Source organism: Enterobacter sp. GD03975 (assembly GCF_029838645.1).
GTDB classification, from domain to species: Bacteria; Pseudomonadota; Gammaproteobacteria; order Enterobacterales; family Enterobacteriaceae; genus Enterobacter; species Enterobacter quasihormaechei.
This window is the reverse complement of the sequence record NZ_JAOBZC010000004.1, coordinates 267,511-289,046: the sequence shown is the minus strand read 5'-3', so window position 1 is coordinate 289,046 and position 21,536 is coordinate 267,511. Positions and strand designations below refer to the sequence as shown.

The following is a 21,536-nucleotide window of genomic DNA, read 5'->3' as shown; positions in this document are numbered from 1 at the left end:
TTTCTTAACTAGATCATCAGAGCAAACGTTCCGGCCCAAACTAAAACAATAACCGAAATGCCCATAAAGAAATATTTCACGTTTCATCGCTCCGCGTATCTTCCGGTACGCATTAAAAAAACAGAGTCCAACTGAGTATAGAGAGTTGAAATCATGCGAAAGGGGAAATCGGATTTATCCCGTTCCGTCGCTAACTTCAACCCTGAATTCTGTGCTTTCCTGTCGCCAGACGGCGCTAATGTACGCCTAAAATTCAGGAGTGACAAGAGTCATTTTTTTAAATAATTTCCTATACTTACGAGTGTCGTGTAACGGCGACAGTTTGATTTCAGTACGCAATAAATGCGTATTGAGCGACGGTTGAACGAAACCGTTACGCACGGCGATGACAGGTGTTTGAAAAGGTTAGTTTCTTAGCGAAACTAACCTTCGGAAGGGTTCAGATATAGAGTGAGGCTTCGCCCAGTGGGCGGGTTTTGAAGCGGCGGTGCATCCACAAATACTGCTCAGGTGCACGCATAATCTCGAATTCAATCACCTTATTGATAAAGGTAGCGGCTTCACTTTCGTCTTCAGGATAGTTCGCCATTTCTGGGGAAATGTGCAGACGATAGCCTGACTTATCGGCTTTTCGGACCATGGTAACCGTTAACATCGCGGCGCCTGACAGACGTGAAATCACAAAGGTACCGTTTGTCGTAGCGACATCTTTAACAGCGAAGAAGGGGGCAAAGCTACTGCCTTTAGGACCGTAATCCTGATCCGGGGCAAACCAGACGGCTTCACCTTTTTTCAGGGCGCCCACCATACCGCGCAGATTGTTACGGCTGATCATCGCCTTGTTGGAGCGCATGCGTCCCCGCGTTTGTACCCATTCCATCAGCGCACTGTTATGCGGGCGATAGGTTGCCATCATCGGCTGACAGAGACCCATAACGCGGCCGCCCAGCTCAAGGGACATAAAATGTACGCCAACAACCATCACGCCGCGCTTTTGCAGCTGGGCACGTTTCAGGTTATCCAGACCTTCCACGTCGAACCATTTACGGACGCGTTCGTCTGACCAGAACCAGGCCATACCGGTTTCAAGCAGCGCCATACCGATAGATTTGAAATTTTCCGCAATCAGCGTTTCGCGCTGCTGCGCATTGTAATGCGGAAAGCAAAGTTCGAGATTTTTACGTGCAATGGACTCACGACGTTTGAGGAAGTGACGTGACGCGCTGCCGAGCTTCGAACCCAGAAAACGAATCACAGGATAAGGGAGTTGGACCAGTAGCCAAAGTACGCCAAGGCCGAACCATGTAAACCAGTAGCGCGGGTGCAGAAACGCCCGCTGAAATTTGGATTGAGACAAAATAGTGGAACCTTTTTAAAGCCTGTGAAGGTAGCGCAGACTTCGCGATACCACGTGCCATTAAGACCGTAGGACGAGGTCATGGTTGCAGGCTTTACCGTTCTTTACGACGTTGCCTGGCCATTGCTGACTTGGGTGGGCGGCATAATGTAGCACCGTTATACAATATGAGCTATCACTCGTTTTTGCTTAAAAAAGCGACAATTGCGGAGTGGGTTGATTTTGCTATTGTTAAATCTGCGTTCCCGCATGACTCCTTAAGGAGCAGATCATGGAAACCTACCTGCAAACGGTGAAAGAAGAGTGGGTGAAGCTGATTAATGAGACCGATCCCGACGTGCATCGCCTTGCGACTGAGCTTGCCAGGGACAACGCATCGCCGCTGGTTGCTGAATTTTATCGTGTGGTGCTGGCGGACCCTTCGGTGGCTGAATTCCTGACGACCGAACAGGTGGAAAGGCAGCTTCAGGAGGCGCTTCGTCGCTGGCTTATTGATGTGCTCTCATGCCGGGTGGAGCAGGTTGAAGAGCAGATGCGGGCGCAGCAGCGCGCTGCGGATGTTCATGCACGTATTGGTATCTCGGTTGATTTGGTCGAAATGGGCTTTCGTGTGCTGAAAAAGCTGCTGTTACCCGTCATTACTACCAGCGCCCATACGCCCGAGGTGAAGCTGCATATTTATCATTACGCGATAAACAGTATCGATCTGGCCATGGAAGTGATGTCGCGGGCCTATGTTTTTAGCGAGAACAATGCGGCGAAGGAAGATGAGAATTACCGCATCTTTTCCTTAATGGAGAACGCAGAAGAGGAGAAGGAAAGACAGACCGCGGCGTTACTGTCATGGGAAATGGTGCTGCTGTATAAAATCACCCTTAATTCCAGTATCGGCAACAGTCTTCCGCTGGGTCAGTCTGAATTTGGACTGTGGTTTAGCCATAAAGGTCGTCACTATTTCAGCGGGATCGCTGAGGCCGGGCATATCTCTCGTCTGATTCAGGAATTTGATGACCTTTTTAACGAGGTCCGTCTGTCAGGGCAGGACCTGAATGATAAAGTGCACCGGGATAAATTCTTGCAGCGAATGCGGAATACCCTCTCGCAAATCATCACCCTGCTGCGCGAGCTATTTGATGAAGTTTCGCGGCACGAGGTGGGGGTGGATGTCCTGACCCGTCTGTTGAACCGCCGTTTCCTGCCAACCATCTTCAAACGCGAAATCCTGCACGCCACCCGGGCCGGGACAATGCTCTCAACGCTGCTGATTGATGTCGACAAATTTAAACAAATCAATGATACCTGGGGACACAATACCGGGGACGAGATCCTGCGAAAAGTTTCCGGCGCGTTCTACGACAACGTGCGAACCTGCGATTACGTTTTTCGCTACGGCGGGGATGAGTTTCTGATTGTGCTGACGGAAATCTCGGAAGTGGATACGCTGCGTATTGCCGAGCGCATTCGCAAACGGGTGGAAAAAATCAAGGTTAACTCCCCAACCGGCGAGATTATCCCGCTCTCACTCTCGATTGGCGCTGCGATGTTTAACGGTCATCCTGATTACGAACGGTTGATTCAGGCTGCGGATGAAGCCTTATACGGCGCGAAACGGCGTGGCCGGAACTGCGTGGAGCTTTGGAAGGGGGCATAAGGAAAAACAGAAGTGTCCCCTGCAGGAATCGAACCTGCAACTAGCCCTTAGGAGGGGCTCGTTATATCCATTTAACTAAGGGGACGAAGCGGCAAGAGTATAACGTTATTTACACTTTTCGTTAAGCGCATTGCCGCCTGACTGGTCAAAGAGTCACCGTTCACGCCGATTTTTCGGCTGTTTTATCCTTTTTTTCCTGAGCCTTAAGCTCGGCCTTACGCTTGTTGGACATGTCGTTACGGATTTGCGCATGGCTCAGCAGCGCAAAGATAAAGGTTCCGCCACAAATGTTGCCTGCGAGGGTAGGCAGGGCGAACGGCCAGAAAAAGTCGCTCCAGTGGAGGGTGCCGTTAAACACCAGATAAAGGATTTCTACGGTCCCGACAACGATGTGCGTGGTATCCGCGAGTGCGATAAGCCAGGTCATCAGGATAATCACGACGATTTTCGCGCTGCCCGCTGACGGGAACATCCAGACCATAGTGGCGATGATCCAGCCGGAGATAATGGCATTAGAGAACATTTCAACCGGCGTGTTTTTCATCACATCCATCCCAATCTTCACGAATGCGTCACGGGTCGGTTCATCAAATATGGGCATATACTCGAAGGCCCAGGCGGCTACGCCCGTACCGATGAGGTTCCCCAGCAGCACAACGCTCCACAGGCGCATCAGTAAGCCAAAATTTCCGAGGGTGGGGTTTTGCATGACCGGCAGTACGGCGGTAACGGTGTTCTCGGTAAAAAGCTGCTGCCGCGCCATAATGACGATGATAAAGCCGAACGTGTAGCCTAAATTTTCGAGCAAAAACCCGCCCGGCACGCCTTCCAGCTGCACGTGAAATATCCCTTTGGCAAGCAGCGATGCGCCCATCGACAGACCGGCTGCGATGGCTGACCACAGCAGGGCCATCGCGTCACGCTCCATCTCCTTTTCGCCATCCTGGCGAATATGTTCATGAATGGCCATGGCGCGCGACGGCAGGCGATCCTCATCGACTTCTATCTCTTCGCCCCGGTCTTTCTCCTCGCTCTCAATCTCAGGTTCTTCATTGTTCTCGCCAATTTTTTCTTCGTTAATGTCTTTCATAACTGCTCCTTCGGGGTTATCGCTCATTTAAGCGTAGCGGCTTTTAGCGCCTTGCCCGTGGGGAAGCTCTTAAATTGCAGAAAATGGCAATAAAGGTGAGACATCTCTTTCAAAGCCAATATAAAATTGCCGGCGAAACGAATTCTTAAAGACAGGCTATGCTGAAATTAGCGTGATGACGCGAGCGGGTCGTCATTGTCCTCGTAGACATCGGTAAGCGTGCTGTTACAATCACTTGCACGTTTCAGGCGGAGCGTCACCTGCTCCGTTACAGATGGCATTCAACGATAGCCATATTGAACAGGGAGAAATGTATGAAACTTCGGCTGTCGGCGCTTGCGCTGGGCGTGACGATGCTTGTGGGCTGCGCCAGCTCTGGCGAGCAAACCGGACGCTCCGATCCTCTCGAAGGATTTAACCGTTCAATGTACAGCTTTAACTATAATGTGCTGGATCCGTACCTGGTTCGTCCGGTTGCCGTGGCATGGCGTGACTACGTTCCGCAGCCGGCGCGAAACGGGCTGAGCAACTTTACCAGTAACCTCGAAGAGCCAGCGGTGATGGTGAACTATTTCCTCCAGGGAGATCCATATCAGGGGATGGTGCATTTCACCCGCTTCTTCCTGAACTCCCTGCTGGGCATGGGCGGCTTAATTGATGTCGCAGGCATGGCTAACCCGAAACTACAGCGTGAACAGCCGCACCGTTTCGGCAGTACGCTGGGGCATTATGGCGTAGGTTATGGTCCGTATGTGCACCTGCCGTTCTACGGCAGCTTCACCGTGCGTGACGATGGCGGCGACATGGTGGATACGCTGTATCCGGTGCTGTCATGGCTCACCTGGCCGCTGTCGATTGGTAAATGGACCGTGGAAGGGATTGAAACACGTGCGCAACTGCTGGACTCTGACGGTCTGCTGCGTCAGTCTTCTGATCCGTACATCATGGTGCGTGAGGCCTATTTCCAGAACCACGACTTTATTGCCAACGGCGGTAAGCTGAAGCCGGAAGATAATCCGAACGCGAAAGCCATTGAGAACGAATTAAAAGATATTGATTCGGAATAAATAAAAAAGGTGAGCGATGCTCACCTTTTTTAATCGTGTTGGGATTAGAACGCGTAGTTAAAGTTGGTACCGAACAGCCACGCTTTACCTTCAGAGGTAAACTCGTAAGGGCCTTCCTGGAAGGTGACTTTCTGACCGTGCATATAAGAGACGCCCGCGTCGATGGACGCATTCTCGTTAAATGCGTAGGTTGCACCCGCACTCAGCCAGAAGCGGTCCTGATCCGGAATGGAGATAGAACGTTTATCAGCCGGGACCGGGCTGTCATCAAACGCGATACCGGTACGGAACGTCCAGTTGTCATCCATATAGTAGGTCGTACCGAGCGCCAGACGGTATGCGTCGTGGAAGCTCTCGTCCTTATAGAACAGCGTCTGGCCGTTGCTGCCGGTGGCTTTCAGCTCCTGGAACTGGCTCCAGCTGGTATACGCGAGGCTATAGTGAATCGCCCACTGCGGTGCAACGCGGTTGTAACCAGACACTTCCCACATTTCAGGCAGGTGCAGCGACAGTGAACCCGGTACGGTTTGATTCGAGGTACCCCATGGAATGGTGGTGCCTGCGCCCGGAACCATACCGTTGACTGGGCTCAGGATGCCGCTTTTGTAATCGCCATCGAAATCGATTTTCACTTCTGAGCGATAGGTCAGACCCCAGCGGTTGTTTTTATCCAGTTCATACAGGATCCCGGCGTTCCAGCCGTAGCCCCATTCATCACCTTTCAGGCTCGCGATTTTGTTGCTGTTTTTCGGCAGCGCAGCGGTTTGCTCGCCGGTGTAACGCTCGATTTTTGCGTCGGCGTAAACGGCATTAAAGCCCAAACCGAAGCTCCAGCTATCGTTCAGACGATAAGCGCCGCTCAGGTTGAGGTTCAGGGTGGTCAGGTCGGTTTTACCGCCGTATTCCCCGGCCGGATAGTCGTTGTTGAATTCCGTCGCCAGGCCATAGTTAGAGGTAACAGAAGCCCCCCAACCAAACTGTTCGTTAATCGGGGCAACAAAGTGCAGGTTAGGCACCCACGCCGTTGGCGCAATGTTATCCGCCTTCAGATCCGCGCCGGTAAACTGTGATTTGCCAGAAATGTTGACATCAGGATCGATGTAAACCGCACCGGCAGAGAAGGTAGGGCGATCGAACATCATGATCAGCGCCGGGTTACGGCTTGCGTTGCCTGCGTCATCGGCAATCGCACCTTCCCCGGAATACGCACGGCCAAGGCCAGAGGAAGAAAATTCGTTTAACTGGAAGCCCGCTGACCAGGCGGACGTTGAGACGATTGCCACTGCAACTGCTAAAGCAGTTTGTTTGAACAGGGTTTTCTGGCTCATGACCATAACCTCATTGAGTTATTTTTATTCAATAATTGTTACATACCGTAACAGGAGCGCGAAGTGTAGGGTCTGAGGTATGACTTACAAATCAGACCAGTGGCGAGAGTATAGGTCTGACCAGCTGGGATGTTGCAAGTTTGTTTATTAATATTTTCAGATATGTTTCTTGAAACGAGATCTGGTTGGCAAAATTGTGACCAGTGCGAATCATCTGAAAAGGTGAATTTTGTTTTAGATCATTTTTTAGTGTGATATTGCTCACTTATCCGATTTTGCGCCATTAACGGCTGGAGGGGGCTCGTCCGGGGGCGTAAAATAGTCGCATCGTGTTTATCTCGCGCGTTGCGCGAATACAGAGGAAATTGAGCTATGAGTAAATGCAGTGCTGATGAAACCCCGGTTTGCTGCTGTATGGATGTTGGCACCATCATGGACAACACCGATTGCACCGCCTCTTACAGCCGCGTCTTCAGCAATCGCGCTGAAGCGGAAGAAACGCTGGCGGCGCTGACCCAGCGCGCGCGCGAAGTGGAATCCGATCCGTGCGAAATCAAATCTACCTTCACGGAAGTGGACGGCGGCGTGCAGCTGGATATCGACTTCGTGTTCGCCTGCGAAGCTGAAACGCTGATTTTCCAGCTGGGCCTGCGCTAATTCCTGCGGTCTGGTGCCCTCACCCCCAACCCTCTCCCACGGGAGAGGGCGCAAACACTAAAAACGGTAACCCACGGGTTACCGTTTTGCTTTTACCCTGGGCATTTTCTTTTTCTTCTCTGTGCCTTAGCTCGCAATTTTTCGCTTCCCCGATTGGCTCAATGTAAAAAAATAGTTAACACTATTATCAGGTCAGACCACTTAATGTGCGCGCAAAATTTTTTTACAGGGGAGTGTTATGAGTCAGGCATTACCGCTTATCACCCGACACGGTGACCGCATTGCCATTGTCAGCGGGTTACGTACGCCGTTTGCGCGTCAGGCAACCGCGTTTCACGGTATACCGGCTGTCGATCTGGGAAAAATGGTCGTGGGGGAGATGCTGGCTCGCAGCGAGATCCCGCCAGAGGTTATTGAGCAGCTCGTTTTCGGCCAGGTCGTGCAAATGCCGGAAGCGCCCAATATCGCGCGTGAAATCGTCCTGGGCACCGGCATGAACGTTCACACCGACGCCTACAGCGTCAGCCGCGCCTGCGCCACCAGTTTTCAGGCGGTGGCGAACGTGGCTGAAAGCCTGATGGCGGGAACCATCCGCGCAGGGATCGCCGGAGGCGCGGATTCCTCCTCCGTGCTGCCCATCGGCGTCAGCAAACGGCTGGCCCGCATCCTGGTGGATGCCAACAAAGCCCGGACCACCGGTGCGAAGCTCAAACTCTTCTCGCGTTTACGTCTGCGCGACCTCATGCCCGTGCCCCCTGCCGTTGCGGAATACTCTACCGGCCTGCGTATGGGCGACACTGCCGAGCAGATGGCCAAAAGCTACGGCATTACCCGGGAGCAGCAGGACGCGCTGGCGCATCGCTCGCATCAGTTGGCAGCGAAAGCCTGGTCAGAAGGCAAACTGGCCGACGAAGTAATGACCGCCTACGTGCCGCCTTACCGCGAACCGCTTTCAGAAGATAACAACATCCGCGGCACCTCCACGCTGGCGGATTACGCCAAACTGCGCCCGGCGTTTGACCGTAAGCACGGTACGGTCACCGCAGCTAACAGTACGCCTCTGACGGACGGCGCCGCCGCCGTGATCCTGATGACGGAATCCCGGGCGAAAGAGCTGGGCATTACGCCGCTGGGCTATTTGCGCAGCTACGCCTTCACCGCTATCGATGTCTGGCAGGACATGCTGCTCGGTCCGGCCTGGTCCACGCCGCTGGCGCTGGAGCGCGCAGGGCTGACGCTCTCCGATCTCACGCTGATTGATATGCACGAAGCCTTTGCCGCCCAAACGCTGGCAAACGTGCAGCTTATGGCGAGCGAGCGCTTTGCCCGCGACGTGCTGGGCCGCGCGCATGCCACAGGCGAAGTCGATCAGAGTAAATTTAACGTGCTGGGTGGCTCCATCGCCTACGGTCATCCGTTTGCGGCGACAGGGGCGCGAATGATAACCCAGACGTTGCACGAGCTGCGTCGACGTGGCGGCGGTTTTGGTCTCGTCACCGCCTGTGCGGCGGGCGGCCTGGGTGCAGCAATGGTTCTGGAGGCTGAATAATGGAAACGACATCTGCATTTAACCTGGCCGTTCGCCTCGATAACGTGGCCGTTATTACCATTGATGGGCCCGACGAAAAGATGAATACCCTGAAGGCCGAGTTTGGCGTTCAGGTGCGCGCGATGCTCAGACAGATCCGCGAAAACAAAGCGATACGCGGACTGGTATTTATCTCGGCAAAGCCGGATAACTTCATCGCCGGGGCCGATATCAATATGATTGCCCGCGCTGCAAGCGCACAGGAGGCAGAAGATCTGGCGCGTCAGGGTCAGCAGGTGATGGCGGAGATCCATGCGCTGTCGATACCCGTTGTCGCCGCGATTCATGGGGCCTGCCTGGGCGGTGGGCTTGAGCTGGCGCTGGCCTGCCACAGCCGCATTTGTACCGACGATGCGAAAACCGTACTCGGCCTGCCGGAGGTACAGCTTGGGTTGCTGCCCGGCTCGGGTGGAACGCAGCGCCTGCCGCGTCTGGTGGGCGTCAGCACGGCGCTGGAGATGATCTTAACCGGTAAACAACTGCGCGCCCGTCAGGCCCTGAAGGCGGGTCTGGTTGATGAGGTCGTTCCGCACGCCATCCTGCTTGACGCTGCCGTTGAACGGGCGCTGAAGGGGCGTCAGGCGAAACGCCCCTTGCCGGTGCGCGAGCGCATCCTTGCCGGACCGCTGGGACGCGCGCTGCTGTTCAGGATGGTGGATAAAAAAACCGAGCAAAAAACCAGAGGAAACTATCCGGCAACGAAGCGCATTCTGGAGGTGATTGAAACAGGTTTATCGCAGGGCAGCAGCAGCGGATACGCCGCAGAAGCGAAGGCGTTTGGCGAGCTGGCGATGATGCCGCAGTCGCAGGCGCTGCGCAGCATTTTCTTTGCCAGCACGGAGGTAAAAAAAGATCCGGGCAGCGAAGCTGAACCGGCTCCGTTGCGCGCCATTGGCGTTCTGGGCGGCGGGCTGATGGGTGGCGGCATCGCGTTTGTCACCGCCAGCAAAGGTAAATTGCCCGTACGTATTAAAGATATCAACCCTAAGGGCATCAACCACGCGTTGCAGTACAGCTGGCAAAACCTCGATCGCAAAGTGAAACGCCGCCATATTAAGGCCAGCGAGCGTGATAAAACCCTCGCGACGATCACGGGCACCACCGACTACAGCGGGTTCGCACACCGCGATCTGGTGATTGAAGCCGTGTTCGAAGATCTGGCCCTTAAGCAACAGATGGTGGCGGACGTTGAGCAGCATTGCGCGCCGCACACCATTTTTGCTTCAAACACCTCCTCTTTGCCGATTGGCGACATCGCGGCGAAAGCCGCGCGCCCGGAGCAGGTGATAGGGCTGCACTTTTTTAGCCCGGTCGAAAAAATGCCGCTGGTGGAGGTGATCCCGCATGCCACCACCAGCCCGCAAACTATTGCCACCGTGGTGAAGCTGGCGAAAAAACAGGGCAAAACCCCCGTTGTGGTCGCGGACAAAGCGGGCTTCTACGTCAACCGTATTCTGGCGCCGTACATTAACGAAGCGATGCGGCTGCTGACGGAAGGGGAGAAAATTGAGCACGTCGATGATGCCCTGGTGAAGTTTGGTTTTCCCGTTGGCCCAATTCAGCTTTTGGATGAGGTAGGAATTGATACGGGGACTAAAATTATCCCTGTGCTGGAAGCGGCTTATGGCGATCGTTTTGCGCCGCCTGCAAACTTTGTTTCTGCAATTTTGAAGGACGATCGCAAAGGCAGAAAAAATGAACGCGGTTTCTATCTTTACGCCGCGAAAGGGCGTAAAAGCAAGAAACAGGTCGACCCTTCGGTTTATGCGCTTATTCCCGTCACGGGGCAGGGAAAACTGTCGGCGGTTCAGTGCGCTGAGCGCTGCGTTATGATGATGCTCAATGAAGCGGCGCGCTGCTTTGGCGAGCAGGTGATCAAAAGCGCGCGCGACGGCGACATCGGCGCCGTGTTTGGCATCGGTTTCCCGCCATTCCTTGGCGGCCCGTTCCGGTACATGGATACCCTCGGGGTGGGTGAAGTGGTTGCGATTCTGCAACGTCTGGCCTCGCAATACGGTCCACGGTTTACACCTTGTGACGAATTATTGCAGATGGCGGAACGGGGCCAGACATTCTGGTCCGCAAGGGAAACTGATTGCGTAAACTGAAGTCAAAGAAGGGTAAATCCTGAGGTAATGGAACCTGTTCTGGCGAAATTGTAAACAGAGATTGACTATACTTACGCCATTGAGGTAAAAAACAGCGTTTCATTCACCGAATGGATCAGGCACAATGCCCGGCCATCGGGTTTTCTACCTCAGAGCATTAATCGCGGGTAGTTAACGCCGGTGATTCTGGTTAACAAAAGCGGTGCAATATGCAAGTTTTTATCATGCGTCACGGCGACGCGGCACTTGATGCCGCCAGTGACTCAGTACGTCCTTTAACCGTCTGTGGCTGCGACGAATCCCGTCAGATGGCAACATGGCTTAAAGGTCAAAAAGTGGACATTGAACGCGTTCTGGTGAGTCCGTTCCTGCGGGCAGAGCAGACGCTGGATGTGGTAGGGGAGTGTATGAACCTGCCGGCCAGCGTGGACGTTCTTCCTGAACTCACGCCGTGCGGCGATGTTGGCCTTGTCAGCGCTTACCTTCAGGCGCTGTGCAATGAAGGTGTTGCTTCCGCACTGGTCATTTCCCACCTGCCGCTGGTCGGCTATCTGGTATCTGAGCTGTGCCCGGGCGAAACGCCACCAATGTTCACAACGTCCGCCATTGCCAACGTCACCCTCGACGAAACCGGCAAAGGGGTCTTCAACTGGCAAATGAGTCCGTGCAACCTGAAGATGGCAAAAGCCATCTGACGTGACGTGCGATATGGCGGGGGCATAGCGCTTCCCGCCATCCTGTCAGGGCAATTCTGGCGGCTGCCACTCCTCAACTTCAATCAACACCAGCAATGCGGCATCTCCGCCGTACTCTTTTGGTGCCTGATGAAAAGCCATTACGTGTGGATGCTGGGCCAACCACAGCGGCGTCTGTTGTTTGAGAATATGTTTGCCGTGACCGTGCATCACGCAGGCACAAAAAACATGCTCGCGTCGGCACGCCGCGATCAACGCCCCCAGCTCCTGCTTCGCCTGCATCTGCGTCAGCCCGTGCAGATCGAGAAACAGCTCCGGCGAATAATCGCCCCGGCGCAGCTTCTTCAGCTCAAAATGGCTGACGTCTTCGCGCACGTATTTCACGGCCCCCTGCGTATTGAGCAGCGGCTGGAATTCATCTGAAAAATAGTGGCTGTTATCGGCCTGCTCCTGGAGCAGACGTTTGACCGGAACCTCGCTGATTTTCTTACGCTGCGGGCGATGGACAATGGTGTCCTGCGTGATTTTACGCGTCCCGGTCATCAGTTGACGGAAGAGAGCCTGATCCTCCTCGCTGAGCTGTGTTTTCTTTTTCATTCGTCATTCTCATCTCGTATTTCCGATAGTGTACCCGACTAAACGCATTTTTTAACCTCAAGCGGTACGCGTCATTGCTGATTTATCCCCGTCTTCATGGCAAACTAGCCGCCGAAAATTATGCGAGCATGCCCTGGAGGAAAGAGTGGATAAAATTTTTGTCGATGAAGCAGTAAACGAGCTGCATACCATACAGGACATGTTGCGCTGGTCGGTTAGCCGCTTCAGCGCCGCCAATATCTGGTACGGTCACGGCACCGATAACCCGTGGGATGAGGCCGTCCAGCTGGTGCTGCCGTCACTCTATCTGCCGCTGGATATTCCGGAAGACATGCGTACCGCGCGCCTGACCTCCAGCGAAAAACACCGCATCGTTGAGCGCGTGATCCGCCGCGTGAACGAGCGCATTCCGGTGGCTTACCTGACCAACAAAGCCTGGTTCTGCGGCCACGAGTTCTACGTTGACGAGCGTGTGCTGGTGCCGCGCTCGCCGATTGGTGAGCTGATCAACAACCATTTTGACGGCTTGATCGCGCACCAGCCGCAGCACATTCTCGATATGTGCACCGGCAGCGGCTGCATCGCCATTGCCTGCGCCTACGCTTTCCCTGAAGCGGAAGTGGACGCCGTCGATATCTCCACCGACGCGCTGGCCGTTACCGAACACAACATTGAAGAGCACGGCCTGATCCATCACGTCACGCCTATCCGCTCTGACCTGTTCCGCGACCTGCCGACGCTGCAATACGACCTGATCGTTACCAATCCGCCGTACGTGGATGCAGAAGACATGTCCGATCTGCCGAACGAGTACCGTCACGAGCCGGAGCTGGGCCTGGCGTCAGGCTCTGACGGCCTGAAGCTGACCCGCCGCATCCTGGCGTGTGCGCCGGATTATCTGACCGACGACGGCGTTCTGATTTGTGAAGTGGGCAACAGCATGGTACATCTGATAGAGCAGTACCCGGATGTACCGTTCACCTGGCTTGAGTTCGACAACGGCGGTGACGGCGTCTTTATGCTGACCAAAGCGCAGCTGCTTGATGCGCGCGAATACTTCAGCATTTACAAAGATTAATCCAGCGGGCTTCGGCCCGTTTCACAACGCTCAAACACAAACAACAACATCGGAGCCGTGATGGCAGGAAACAGTATTGGACAGGTATTCCGTGTGACCACCTTTGGCGAGTCGCACGGTCTGGCACTGGGTTGTATCGTTGATGGCGTCCCGCCAGGCATCGAACTGACCGAAGCCGATTTGCAGCATGACCTCGATCGTCGTCGTCCGGGTACCTCTCGCTACACCACGCAGCGTCGCGAGCCGGACCAGGTTAAAATTCTCTCCGGCGTATTTGAGGGCCGTACCACCGGCACCAGCATCGGACTGCTGATTGAAAACACCGATCAGCGCTCTCAGGACTACGGCGCAATCAAAGACGTTTTCCGTCCTGGCCATGCCGATTACACCTATGAGCAAAAATATGGCTTCCGCGACTATCGCGGCGGTGGCCGGTCTTCCGCACGTGAAACCGCGATGCGCGTAGCGGCAGGGGCGATTGCCAAAAAATATCTCCAGCAGAAATTCGGCATCGTTATCCGCGGCTGTCTGACCCAGATGGGCGACATTCCGCTGGCAATCAAAGACTGGGATCAGGTCGAGCTTAACCCGTTCTTCTGCGCCGATGCCGACAAGCTGGACGCGCTGGACGAACTGATGCGCGGCCTGAAAAAAGAAGGTGACTCTATTGGCGCGAAAGTCACCGTGGTAGCCGACGGCGTGCCGGCTGGCTGGGGCGAGCCGGTATTTGACCGCCTCGACGCCGACATCGCCCACGCGCTGATGAGCATTAACGCGGTGAAAGGCGTCGAAATCGGCGACGGTTTTGACGTGGTTCAGCTTCGCGGCAGCCAGAACCGTGATGAAATCACGAAAGACGGTTTCCAGAGCAACCATGCGGGCGGCATTCTGGGCGGCATCAGCAGCGGTCAGCAGATTACGGCCAATATCGCGTTGAAGCCAACGTCCAGTATTACCGTACCGGGCCACACGATTAACCGCGCTGGCGAAGACGTTGAGATGATCACCAAAGGGCGACACGATCCGTGCGTCGGGATCCGCGCCGTGCCGATCGCAGAAGCGATGCTGGCGATCGTGCTGATGGATCACTTCCTGCGTCAGCGCGCGCAGAATGCGGATGTGTCGACCACCATTCCACGCTGGTAACTATGAAAAAAACCGCAATCGCTCTGCTGGCGCTGCTTGCCAGTGGAGCCAGTCTGGCCGCCACGCCGTGGCAGAAAATCACCCACCCGGTGGCGGGTAGCGCGCAGTCTATCGGCGCGTTTTCCAACGGCTGTATCGTCGGCGCGCAGGAACTTCCGCTGCAATCGGATACCTATCAGGTGATGCGCACCGATCAGCGCCGTTATTTCGGCCATCCTGACCTGGTGCTGTTTATTCAGCGTCTTGGCAACCAGGTGCATAACCTGGGGCTGGGCACGATGCTGATTGGCGATATGGGGATGCCTGCCGGTGGCCGCTTTAACGGCGGACACGCCAGCCACCAGACCGGACTGGATGTGGATATTTTCCTGCAACTGCCGAAAACGCGCTGGAGTTCAGCGCAGCTGCTGAAGCCGCAGGCGCTGGATCTGGTGTCGGCCGACGGCAAACGGGTCGTTGCCTCGCGCTGGTCACCGGAAATTTCCAGCATGATCAAGCTGGCGGCAGAAGATAATGACGTCACGCGAATCTTTGTTAACCCGGCCATCAAGCAGCAGCTCTGCCTGGATGCGGGAACGGATCGCGACTGGCTGCGCAAAGTGCGCCCGTGGTTCCAGCACCGGGCGCATATGCATGTTCGTCTGCGCTGCCCGGCGAACAGCCTGGAATGTGAAGATCAGCCGCTCCCGCCGCCTGGCGATGGTTGCGGTTACGAACTGCAAAGCTGGTTTGAACCGGCCAAGCCTGGAACCTCTAAGCCTGAGAAGAAGACACCGCCTCCGTTGCCGCCTTCCTGCCAGGCGCTACTGGATGAGCATGTACTTTAATGGATAATTTCGTCGATCTGTTCATGGTGTCACCGCTGCTGCTGGCGGTGCTCTTTTTTGTTGCGATGTTAGCCGGGTTTATCGATGCCCTTGCGGGCGGTGGCGGCTTGCTCACCGTTCCGGCGCTGCTGGCGGCAGGCATGAGCCCTGCCCAGGCGCTCGCCACCAATAAACTCCAGGCGTGCGGCGGCTCTCTTTCCTCTTCGCTCTATTTTGTTCGCCGCAAGGTGGTGAATCTCGCCGATCAGAAGCTCAATATCCTGATGACGTTTATTGGCTCGACGGCGGGTGCCTTGCTGGTACAGCACGTGCAGTCCGACATTCTGCGCCAGATCCTGCCGATTCTGGTTATCTGCATCGGCCTGTATTTCCTGCTGATGCCTAAGCTCGGCGAGGAAGACCGGGCGCGGCGGCTGCACGGCCTGCCGTTTGCGCTGATTGCCGGTGGCTGCGTCGGCTTTTACGACGGCTTCTTTGGCCCGGGGGCAGGCTCGTTTTACGCGCTGGCGTTCGTGACGCTGGCCGGCTTTAACCTCGCCAAATCCACCGCCCACGCCAAAGTCCTCAACGCGACCTCCAACGTTGGCGGCCTGCTGCTGTTTATCATTGGCGGCAAGGTTATCTGGGCAACCGGGTTTGTGATGATGGCAGGGCAGTTTTTGGGCGCGCGCGCAGGCTCGCGTCTGGTATTAAGCAAAGGGCAAAAGTTGATCCGCCCGATGATTGTTGTCGTCTCGGCGGTGATGAGCGCCAAACTTCTTTATGACAGCCATGGACAGGAGATCCTCACCTGGTTGGGGATGAACTAATGAACAGTACGCATAAATACGAACAGCTGATTGAGATCTTCGATAGCTGTTTTGCTGATGATTTTAATACCCGTCTGATTAAAGGCGACGACGAACCGATCTATCTTCCTGCTGATGACGAGGTTCCGTACAACCGCATCGTCTTTGCCCACGGCTTTTACGCCAGCGGTTTGCACGAGATTTCGCACTGGTGCATCGCGGGGAAAGCGCGTCGCGAGCTGGTGGACTTCGGTTACTGGTACTGCCCGGACGGGCGCGACGCCGCCACCCAGGGGCAGTTCGAAGATGTGGAGGTGAAACCGCAGGCGCTGGAGTGGCTGTTCTGCGTGGCGGCGGGTTTCCCGTTCAACGTGAGCTGTGACAACCTTGAAGGCGACTTCGAGCCAGACCGTATCGTCTTCCAGCGCCGCGTGCATGCGCAGGTGATGGAGTATCTTGAGAAGGGCATCCCGGAACGTCCGGCGCGCCTGATCGAGGCTTTACAGAATTATTACCACACGCCGGAGATCACGGCGGAATGCTTCCCGTGGCCGGAAGATTTATAACAGAGGAAAGAAGATGATCGCAGAATTTGAATCACGCATTCTGGCGTTAATTGATGACATGGTGGAACACGCCAGTGATGATGAGCTGTTCGCCAGCGGTTATCTGCGTGGTCACCTGACGCTGGCGGTAGCCGAGCTGGAAGCAGGTGACGATCACTCTGCCGACGCCGTTCACGCTGAAGTCACGCGCAGCCTGGAAAAAGCCATTCTGGCCGGGGAGCTCTCTCCGCGCGACCAGTCTTTAGTGCTGGGCATGTGGGACAATTTATTCCAGCAGGCTAAACGCTAAGCCGCCTTCTCTTCCCTCTCCCCTTTGGGGAGAGGGTCAGGGTGAGGGGATTCGACCGCACCCTACTTAACCATTTTCCCCTTCAGCAGTTTCCTTACCCACAACCGGTTCGGATTCAGCCCCGCGAGCGTAACCCTGTCCAGCGGAACCGGCTCATCGCTCATTTGCGCAGCCAGCACCTCTGCCAGCAGCGGCGCGGAGCATAATCCCCGCGAGCCTAAGCCACCCAGCATAAACAGTTCAGGATAAACCGGCGCACTCACCGCCGTTTCTTTGTTGTCTGCCAGATCCTGATAGAGTTCAAGCGTGGCTTCATAGTCCGGCACGTTTCCCGCCATCGGCAGGTGATCGCGGGTCGCGCAGCGTACGCCGCAGCGCGCTTCGCCCTCGCTGACGTCAACCTCTTTCGCCCACGACGCATCCGGGAAACAGTCGATCAGGCGCTGGCGGTTTTGCTGCTGATCTGCTTCGCTGTACTGCATGTCCGTTTCACCGCGATGGTAGCTGGCGCCAATGCAGTGATGGCTGTTGGACGGATTTTGCGGCGTCAGGTAGCCGTCGTAACACAGCACCTGGCGCAGCTTGCTCAGCGCGGGCGCGGCAGGAATATGGCTCACCTGGCCGCCGACAGGATAAACCGGCAGCGTCTCGGTCTGGGTAAACTGATTGATGTTATGCCCGTTGGCCAGCACCACGCTGGCATGCTGCGCCTCGTTGCCGTCAGCAAAACGCACATTCCAGTGCGCTGTACGGCTAAGCGATTCAACCCTGTGGGCATAATGTACCGCCAAGCCGCGCGACTGCCCGAGAGCAATCGCCGCAGAAGTCAGTTCAGCCGGGCACAGCCAGCCGCCGCGTGGATACTGAATCCCGCCGCAGCCGGTGTCGACGCCCGCGGTCTCAGAAACCTGCTGCGCCGTCACGGCATGGGCGATGGCCTCCGGCAGACCCAGCGACAGCATTTGTGTGATTTTCTGCTGGCTTTTCTCGTCCCAGCCGAGCTGCGTCACGCCGCACCAGTCGTGGTCAAACGCAACCGGCAGGCTATCGTAGAGACGACGAGCAAACGTAAACGCCGCCGGGAAGAACTGGAACAGCGCCGGATCGTGTGAACTTAACAAAGGATAAAGTGCGCCCTGGCGGTTGCCTGATGCACCCGTCGCCGGCGCCTCGTCAGCGCAATAGAGCGTCACCTGCCAGCCTCGGTGCAGCAGCGCCAGCGAGAGCAGGGCGCTGGCAATACCGCCGCCCACAATGGCGACCTCACGCGACGCACTGGGGCGGCGAGCAAACCAGGGTGTCTGTGTCGGGATCGCCAGATCCTGCTCCATCACCCCGACCAGCATGTCGCGTTTGCGGCCAAAGCCTTTGGTTTTCCGCATGGTAAACCCCGCCTCCTGCAACCCACGGCGGACAAAGCCCGCCGAGGTGAAGGTGGCAAGCGTCGCGCCGGGACGTGCCAGCCGCGCCATGGCGTTGAACAGATGCTGGCTCCACATGTCCGGGTTTTTGGCGGGCGCAAAACCGTCCAGGAACCAGGCGTCCACCTTCTGATTCATCGAGTCGTCGAGCTTATCGGTCAGGTCGTTAATGTCGCCCAGCCACAGGTCGAGCGTGACCCGTCCATCGTCCAGAATCAGACGATGACAGCCACCGATGTGAGTCGGCCACTGTGCCTGAAGCTGTTCCGCCCAGCGGGCAAGCTCCGGCCAGTGCTGATGGGCAAGCCGCAGATCGTGCACGGTAAGCGGAAATTTTTCGAAACTGATGAAATGTAATCTTTGTAGGGTAGCCTCAGGGTGTGCAGCGCGAAAACAATCGAATGCCTGCCAGAGAGTCAGAAAATTCAGCCCGGTTCCGAAACCGCTCTCCGCCACAACGAACAGACTGCGCGGATGCTCAGGGAAGCGGGTGCCGAGATGATTTCCGTCGAGGAAAACATAGCGCGTCTCTTCCAGTCCGTTATCATTAGAAAAGTAGACGTCATCAAAATCTCGGGAAACAGGTGTACCCTCAGCGTTGAATTCGAGGTTGGCAGGTTGTATGGCGTTTTGTTTCACGTAAGTTACTCGTCCGACAGGCAGTGGCACGATCTTAACGATGTGAGCCTGTCGGTGCAAATTTCCACAGAAAATCGCTGATCGGACTTGTTCGGCGTACAAGTGTACGCTATTGTGCGACTCGAAACTTTTTATAGTGCGACTTACAGAGGTATTGAATGAAACGTGCAGTGATTACTGGCCTGGGCATCGTTTCCAGCATCGGTAATAACCAGCAGGAAGTCCTGGCATCTCTGCGTGAAGGACGCTCCGGGATCACTTTCTCTGAAGAGTTTAAAGATTCTGGAATGCGTAGCCACGTATGGGGTAACGTTAAACTGGATACCACCGGTTTAATTGACCGTAAAGTGGTTCGTTTCATGAACGATGCCTCTATCTATGCCTATCTTTCCATGCAGGAAGCGATCAAGGATTCTGGTCTGAGCGAAGACGCCTACCAGAACAACCCACGCGTGGGCCTGATTGCCGGTTCCGGCGGTTCCTCTAAGGCGCAGGTATTTGGTGCTGACGCCATGCGTAGCCCGCGCGGCCTGAAAGCGGTCGGTCCATACGTTGTGACCAAAGCGATGGGTTCTGCGGTATCTGCGTGCCTGGCAACGCCGTTCAAAATCCACGGCGTGAACTACTCCATCAGCTCCGCGTGTGCGACCTCCGCGCACTGTATCGGTAATGCGGTTGAGCAGATCCAGCTGGGCAAACAGGACATCGTCTTTGCTGGCGGCGGCGAAGAGCTGGGCTGGGAAATGGCCTGTGAGTTCGACGCAATGGGCGCACTGTCCACCAAATACAACGAAACGCCAGACAAAGCATCCCGTACCTATGACGCACACCGCGACGGTTTTGTTATCGCGGGCGGCGGCGGCATGGTCGTGGTTGAAGAGCTGGAACACGCGCTGGCGCGTGGCGCCCACATCTACGCTGAGATCGTGGGCTACGGCGCAACGTCTGACGGCGCTGACATGGTTGCTCCATCCGGCGAAGGCGCGGTGCGCTGTATGAAGATGGCGATGCACGGCGTTGATACCCCAATCGACTACCTGAACTCCCACGGTACCTCTACTCCGGTAGGCGACGTGAAAGAGCTGGGTGCGATCCGCGAAGTGTTCGGCGACAACAGCCCGGCTATCTCTGCCACCAAAGCCATGACCGGTCACTCTCTGGGTGCGGCGGGCGTGCAGGAAGCGATCTACTCTCTGCTGATGCTGGAAAACGGCTTTATCGCCCCGAGCATCAACATCGACGAAATGGACGAGCAGGCGGCTGGCCTGAACATCGTGACCGAAACCACCGAACGTGAGCTGACGACCGTTATGTCCAACAGCTTCGGCTTCGGCGGCACCAACGCCACGCTGGTGATGCGCAAGCTGAAAGCGTAAGCGTTTGAAGGTATAGTAGAAGGGAGCCGCGCGGCTCCCTTTTTTATGCCTGAACACGGAGTTATGCATGAAGGCTGTTACCCCTGGGAAGAACGCTCCTTCCGGGAACCTTTCCCTTTTCCGCATCGCCTTTGCGGTGTTTCTGACCTATATGACCGTTGGCCTTCCGCTGCCGGTGATCCCCTTGTTCGTTCACCATGAGCTGGGCTATGGCAACACCATGGTCGGCATTGCGGTGGGCATTCAGTTTTTAGCGACGGTGTTAACCCGGGGCTACGCCGGGCGTCTGGCGGACCAGCACGGCGCAAAACGCTCGGCATTGCAGGGCATGTTTGCCTGTGGGCTGGCGGGAGGCGCCTGGCTGCTGGCGGCGCTGTTGCCGATAGATGCAGCGTATAAATTCGCGCTGCTGGTAGTGGGGCGCCTGATCCTCGGCTTTGGCGAAAGCCAGCTGCTGACCGGCACCCTGACCTGGGGAATGGGGCTGGTGGGGCCTGCGCGTTCCGGTAAAGTGATGTCCTGGAACGGGATGGCGATTTACGGCGCGCTGGCGGCAGGCGCGCCGCTGGGTTTGCTGATCCACAGCCAGTTTGGTTTTGCGGCGCTGGCAGCAACCACCATGGTATTACCGCTGCTGGCGTGGGCGTTTAACGGTTCGGTATGCAAGGTGCCCGCCCATAAAGGCGAACGTCCTTCGCTGTGGAGCGTGGTGGGGCAAATCTGGCAGCCAGGGCTGGGGCTGGCGCTTCAGGGAGTAGGCTTCGCGGTGATTGGCACCTTCGTCTCTCTCTATTTTATGAGCCGCGGCTGGGCGATGGCGGGCTTTACGCTGACGGCCTTTGGTGGCGCGTTTGTATTGATGCGCGTGCTGTTTGGCTGGATGCCGGATCGCTTTGGCGGCGTGAAGGTGGCCGTAGCGTCACTGGTTATTGAGACGGTAGGTCTGGTGCTGCTGTGGCAGGCTCCGTCCGCCTACGTTGCGCTGCTGGGTGCGGCGTTAACCGGCTGCGGCTGCTCACTGATCTTCCCGGCGCTGGGCGTTGAGGTGGTAAAGCGCGTCGCACCGCAGGTGCGCGGCACGGCGCTGGGCGGCTATGCGGCGTTTCAGGATATCTCCTACGGGATAACCGGACCGCTGGCGGGCGTGCTGGCGACGTCGTTTGGCTATCCTTCCGTATTTCTCGCCGGCGCGGTTTCTGCGGTGGTGGGGATCGTGGTGACGCTGGTGGCGTTTCGGAAGCGGTAATATGTTGCCGGGTGGCGGCTGC

20 protein-coding genes and 1 tRNA gene are annotated in these 21,536 nt (G+C 56.2%); 14 read left to right on the top strand and 7 right to left on the bottom strand.

All coding sequences use genetic code 11. The features are described 5' to 3' along the window. Nucleotides 1-8 precede the first annotated feature (8 nt). A complete protein-coding gene (gene ypdK, locus N5C09_RS10020) occupies nt 9-80 on the bottom strand; it encodes a membrane protein YpdK (protein WP_099458937.1) in 72 nt (23 codons plus the stop codon). 359 nt (nt 81-439) lie between these two features. Then, nucleotides 440-1,360 (bottom strand): kdo(2)-lipid IV(A) palmitoleoyltransferase, encoded by a 921-nt coding sequence (gene lpxP / locus N5C09_RS10015; protein WP_167349523.1) that lies wholly within the window; start codon nt 1,358-1,360, stop codon nt 440-442. A 268-nt stretch (nt 1,361-1,628) separates the two neighbouring features. Here lpxP and N5C09_RS10010 point away from each other — a divergent pair, with 268 nt between their 5' ends. Beyond that, nucleotides 1,629-3,008 (top strand): diguanylate cyclase, encoded by a 1,380-nt coding sequence (locus N5C09_RS10010; protein ID WP_107533443.1) that lies wholly within the window; start codon nt 1,629-1,631, stop codon nt 3,006-3,008. Between the two features lie 13 nt (nt 3,009-3,021). Here N5C09_RS10010 and N5C09_RS10005 read toward each other — a convergent pair. Further along, nucleotides 3,022-3,093: transfer RNA gene (locus tag N5C09_RS10005), tRNA-Arg, on the bottom strand. A gap of 75 nt (nt 3,094-3,168) precedes the next feature. Next, entirely contained in the window at nt 3,169-4,098 is a 930-nt protein-coding gene (locus N5C09_RS10000) for a formate/nitrite transporter family protein (protein ID WP_063868143.1), read from the bottom strand. A gap of 314 nt (nt 4,099-4,412) precedes the next feature. On the opposite strand from N5C09_RS10000, the gene mlaA reads away from it, so the two are divergent. Beyond that, entirely contained in the window at nt 4,413-5,165 is a 753-nt protein-coding gene (gene mlaA, locus N5C09_RS09995) for a phospholipid-binding lipoprotein MlaA (RefSeq protein ID WP_003861365.1), read from the top strand. Nucleotides 5,166-5,209: 44 nt separating this feature from the next. Here mlaA and fadL read toward each other — a convergent pair whose 3' ends face one another. After that, a complete protein-coding gene (gene fadL / locus N5C09_RS09990) occupies nt 5,210-6,493 on the bottom strand; it encodes a long-chain fatty acid transporter FadL (RefSeq protein ID WP_063868145.1) in 1,284 nt (427 codons plus the stop codon). Nucleotides 6,494-6,865: 372 nt separating this feature from the next. Here fadL and N5C09_RS09985 point away from each other — a divergent pair, with 372 nt between their 5' ends. The 4 genes from N5C09_RS09985 (at nt 6,866) to sixA (ending at nt 11,541) form a co-directional block, all read left to right on the top strand. After that, nucleotides 6,866-7,150, top strand: a complete 285-nt coding sequence (locus N5C09_RS09985; RefSeq protein ID WP_063868147.1) for a YfcZ/YiiS family protein — start codon at nt 6,866-6,868, stop codon at nt 7,148-7,150. A 238-nt stretch (nt 7,151-7,388) separates the two neighbouring features. Next, nucleotides 7,389-8,699 carry an acetyl-CoA C-acyltransferase FadI gene (fadI, locus tag N5C09_RS09980; RefSeq protein WP_279748972.1) on the top strand — a complete coding sequence of 437 codons (1,311 nt, stop codon included), beginning with the start codon at nt 7,389-7,391 and terminating at the stop codon, nt 8,697-8,699. Further along, nucleotides 8,699-10,846, top strand: a complete 2,148-nt coding sequence (fadJ, locus tag N5C09_RS09975) for a fatty acid oxidation complex subunit alpha FadJ (RefSeq protein WP_279748971.1) — start codon at nt 8,699-8,701, stop codon at nt 10,844-10,846. The genes fadI and fadJ overlap by 1 nt, the downstream gene beginning before the upstream one ends. 209 nt (nt 10,847-11,055) lie before the next feature. Further along, nucleotides 11,056-11,541 (top strand): phosphohistidine phosphatase SixA, encoded by a 486-nt coding sequence (gene sixA / locus N5C09_RS09970; RefSeq protein ID WP_063868153.1) that lies wholly within the window; start codon nt 11,056-11,058, stop codon nt 11,539-11,541. A gap of 45 nt (nt 11,542-11,586) precedes the next feature. On the opposite strand, the gene smrB is transcribed toward sixA, so the two are convergent. Then, a complete protein-coding gene (gene smrB / locus N5C09_RS09965) occupies nt 11,587-12,138 on the bottom strand; it encodes an endonuclease SmrB (RefSeq protein WP_279748970.1) in 552 nt (183 codons plus the stop codon). Nucleotides 12,139-12,283: 145 nt separating this feature from the next. Between smrB and prmB the strand changes: the two genes are divergently transcribed. From prmB to N5C09_RS09935, 6 genes are read left to right on the top strand one after another with little or no spacing between them, the layout of a single operon-like run. Further along, complete coding sequence (prmB, locus tag N5C09_RS09960; protein ID WP_063450426.1) at nt 12,284-13,216, top strand: 50S ribosomal protein L3 N(5)-glutamine methyltransferase; 933 nt, start codon at nt 12,284-12,286, stop codon at nt 13,214-13,216. Between the two features lie 60 nt (nt 13,217-13,276). Then, the gene (gene aroC / locus N5C09_RS09955; RefSeq protein ID WP_063450425.1) at nt 13,277-14,362 is read left to right on the top strand and encodes a chorismate synthase; all 1,086 of its coding nucleotides are present in this window, start codon (nt 13,277-13,279) and stop codon (nt 14,360-14,362) included. A gap of 2 nt (nt 14,363-14,364) precedes the next feature. After that, a complete protein-coding gene (gene mepA / locus N5C09_RS09950; RefSeq protein WP_003861385.1) occupies nt 14,365-15,189 on the top strand; it encodes a penicillin-insensitive murein endopeptidase in 825 nt (274 codons plus the stop codon). Then, a complete protein-coding gene (locus N5C09_RS09945) occupies nt 15,189-15,998 on the top strand; it encodes a sulfite exporter TauE/SafE family protein (RefSeq protein ID WP_022648863.1) in 810 nt (269 codons plus the stop codon). Before mepA ends, N5C09_RS09945 begins: the two co-directional genes overlap by 1 nt. Beyond that, nucleotides 15,998-16,543: an elongation factor P hydroxylase gene (locus N5C09_RS09940; protein WP_203464988.1), complete on the top strand. Its 546-nt coding sequence runs from the start codon at nt 15,998-16,000 to the stop codon at nt 16,541-16,543. The genes N5C09_RS09945 and N5C09_RS09940 overlap by 1 nt, the downstream gene beginning before the upstream one ends. A 13-nt stretch (nt 16,544-16,556) precedes the next feature. After that, nucleotides 16,557-16,832: a YfcL family protein gene (locus N5C09_RS09935; protein WP_028013966.1), complete on the top strand. Its 276-nt coding sequence runs from the start codon at nt 16,557-16,559 to the stop codon at nt 16,830-16,832. Nucleotides 16,833-16,894: 62 nt separating this feature from the next. Here N5C09_RS09935 and mnmC read toward each other — a convergent pair whose 3' ends face one another. After that, the gene (gene mnmC, locus N5C09_RS09930; protein WP_279748969.1) at nt 16,895-18,892 is read right to left on the bottom strand and encodes a bifunctional tRNA (5-methylaminomethyl-2-thiouridine)(34)-methyltransferase MnmD/FAD-dependent 5-carboxymethylaminomethyl-2-thiouridine(34) oxidoreductase MnmC; all 1,998 of its coding nucleotides are present in this window, start codon (nt 18,890-18,892) and stop codon (nt 16,895-16,897) included. Nucleotides 18,893-19,050: 158 nt separating this feature from the next. On the opposite strand from mnmC, the gene fabB reads away from it, so the two are divergent. Further along, entirely contained in the window at nt 19,051-20,268 is a 1,218-nt protein-coding gene (gene fabB / locus N5C09_RS09925) for a beta-ketoacyl-ACP synthase I (protein ID WP_022648859.1), read from the top strand. Nucleotides 20,269-20,335: 67 nt separating this feature from the next. Then, on the top strand, nt 20,336-21,514 hold the full coding sequence (locus N5C09_RS09920) for an MFS transporter (RefSeq protein WP_279748968.1): 1,179 nt from the start codon (nt 20,336-20,338) through the stop codon (nt 21,512-21,514). Nucleotides 21,515-21,536: the final 22 nt, after the last annotated feature.

Bases quoted from the DNA above. Each gene is read 5' to 3' on its own strand.
- fadJ (WP_279748971.1), top strand. From the start codon at position 8,699: ATGGAAACGACATCTGCATTTAACCTGGCCGTTCGCCTCGATAACGTG.
- N5C09_RS09920 (WP_279748968.1), top strand. From the start codon at position 20,336: ATGAAGGCTGTTACCCCTGGGAAGAACGCTCCTTCCGGGAACCTTTCC.
- N5C09_RS10010 (WP_107533443.1), top strand. From the start codon at position 1,629: ATGGAAACCTACCTGCAAACGGTGAAAGAAGAGTGGGTGAAGCTGATT.
- N5C09_RS09940 (WP_203464988.1), top strand. From the start codon at position 15,998: ATGAACAGTACGCATAAATACGAACAGCTGATTGAGATCTTCGATAGC.
- mepA (WP_003861385.1), top strand. From the start codon at position 14,365: ATGAAAAAAACCGCAATCGCTCTGCTGGCGCTGCTTGCCAGTGGAGCC.
- smrB (WP_279748970.1), bottom strand. From the start codon at position 12,138: ATGAAAAAGAAAACACAGCTCAGCGAGGAGGATCAGGCTCTCTTCCGT.
- N5C09_RS09945 (WP_022648863.1), top strand. From the start codon at position 15,189: ATGGATAATTTCGTCGATCTGTTCATGGTGTCACCGCTGCTGCTGGCG.
- mlaA (WP_003861365.1), top strand. From the start codon at position 4,413: ATGAAACTTCGGCTGTCGGCGCTTGCGCTGGGCGTGACGATGCTTGTG.
- fabB (WP_022648859.1), top strand. From the start codon at position 19,051: ATGAAACGTGCAGTGATTACTGGCCTGGGCATCGTTTCCAGCATCGGT.
- sixA (WP_063868153.1), top strand. From the start codon at position 11,056: ATGCAAGTTTTTATCATGCGTCACGGCGACGCGGCACTTGATGCCGCC.
- N5C09_RS10000 (WP_063868143.1), bottom strand. From the start codon at position 4,098: ATGAAAGACATTAACGAAGAAAAAATTGGCGAGAACAATGAAGAACCT.
- N5C09_RS09935 (WP_028013966.1), top strand. From the start codon at position 16,557: ATGATCGCAGAATTTGAATCACGCATTCTGGCGTTAATTGATGACATG.
- aroC (WP_063450425.1), top strand. From the start codon at position 13,277: ATGGCAGGAAACAGTATTGGACAGGTATTCCGTGTGACCACCTTTGGC.
- fadI (WP_279748972.1), top strand. From the start codon at position 7,389: ATGAGTCAGGCATTACCGCTTATCACCCGACACGGTGACCGCATTGCC.
- N5C09_RS09985 (WP_063868147.1), top strand. From the start codon at position 6,866: ATGAGTAAATGCAGTGCTGATGAAACCCCGGTTTGCTGCTGTATGGAT.
- fadL (WP_063868145.1), bottom strand. From the start codon at position 6,493: ATGAGCCAGAAAACCCTGTTCAAACAAACTGCTTTAGCAGTTGCAGTG.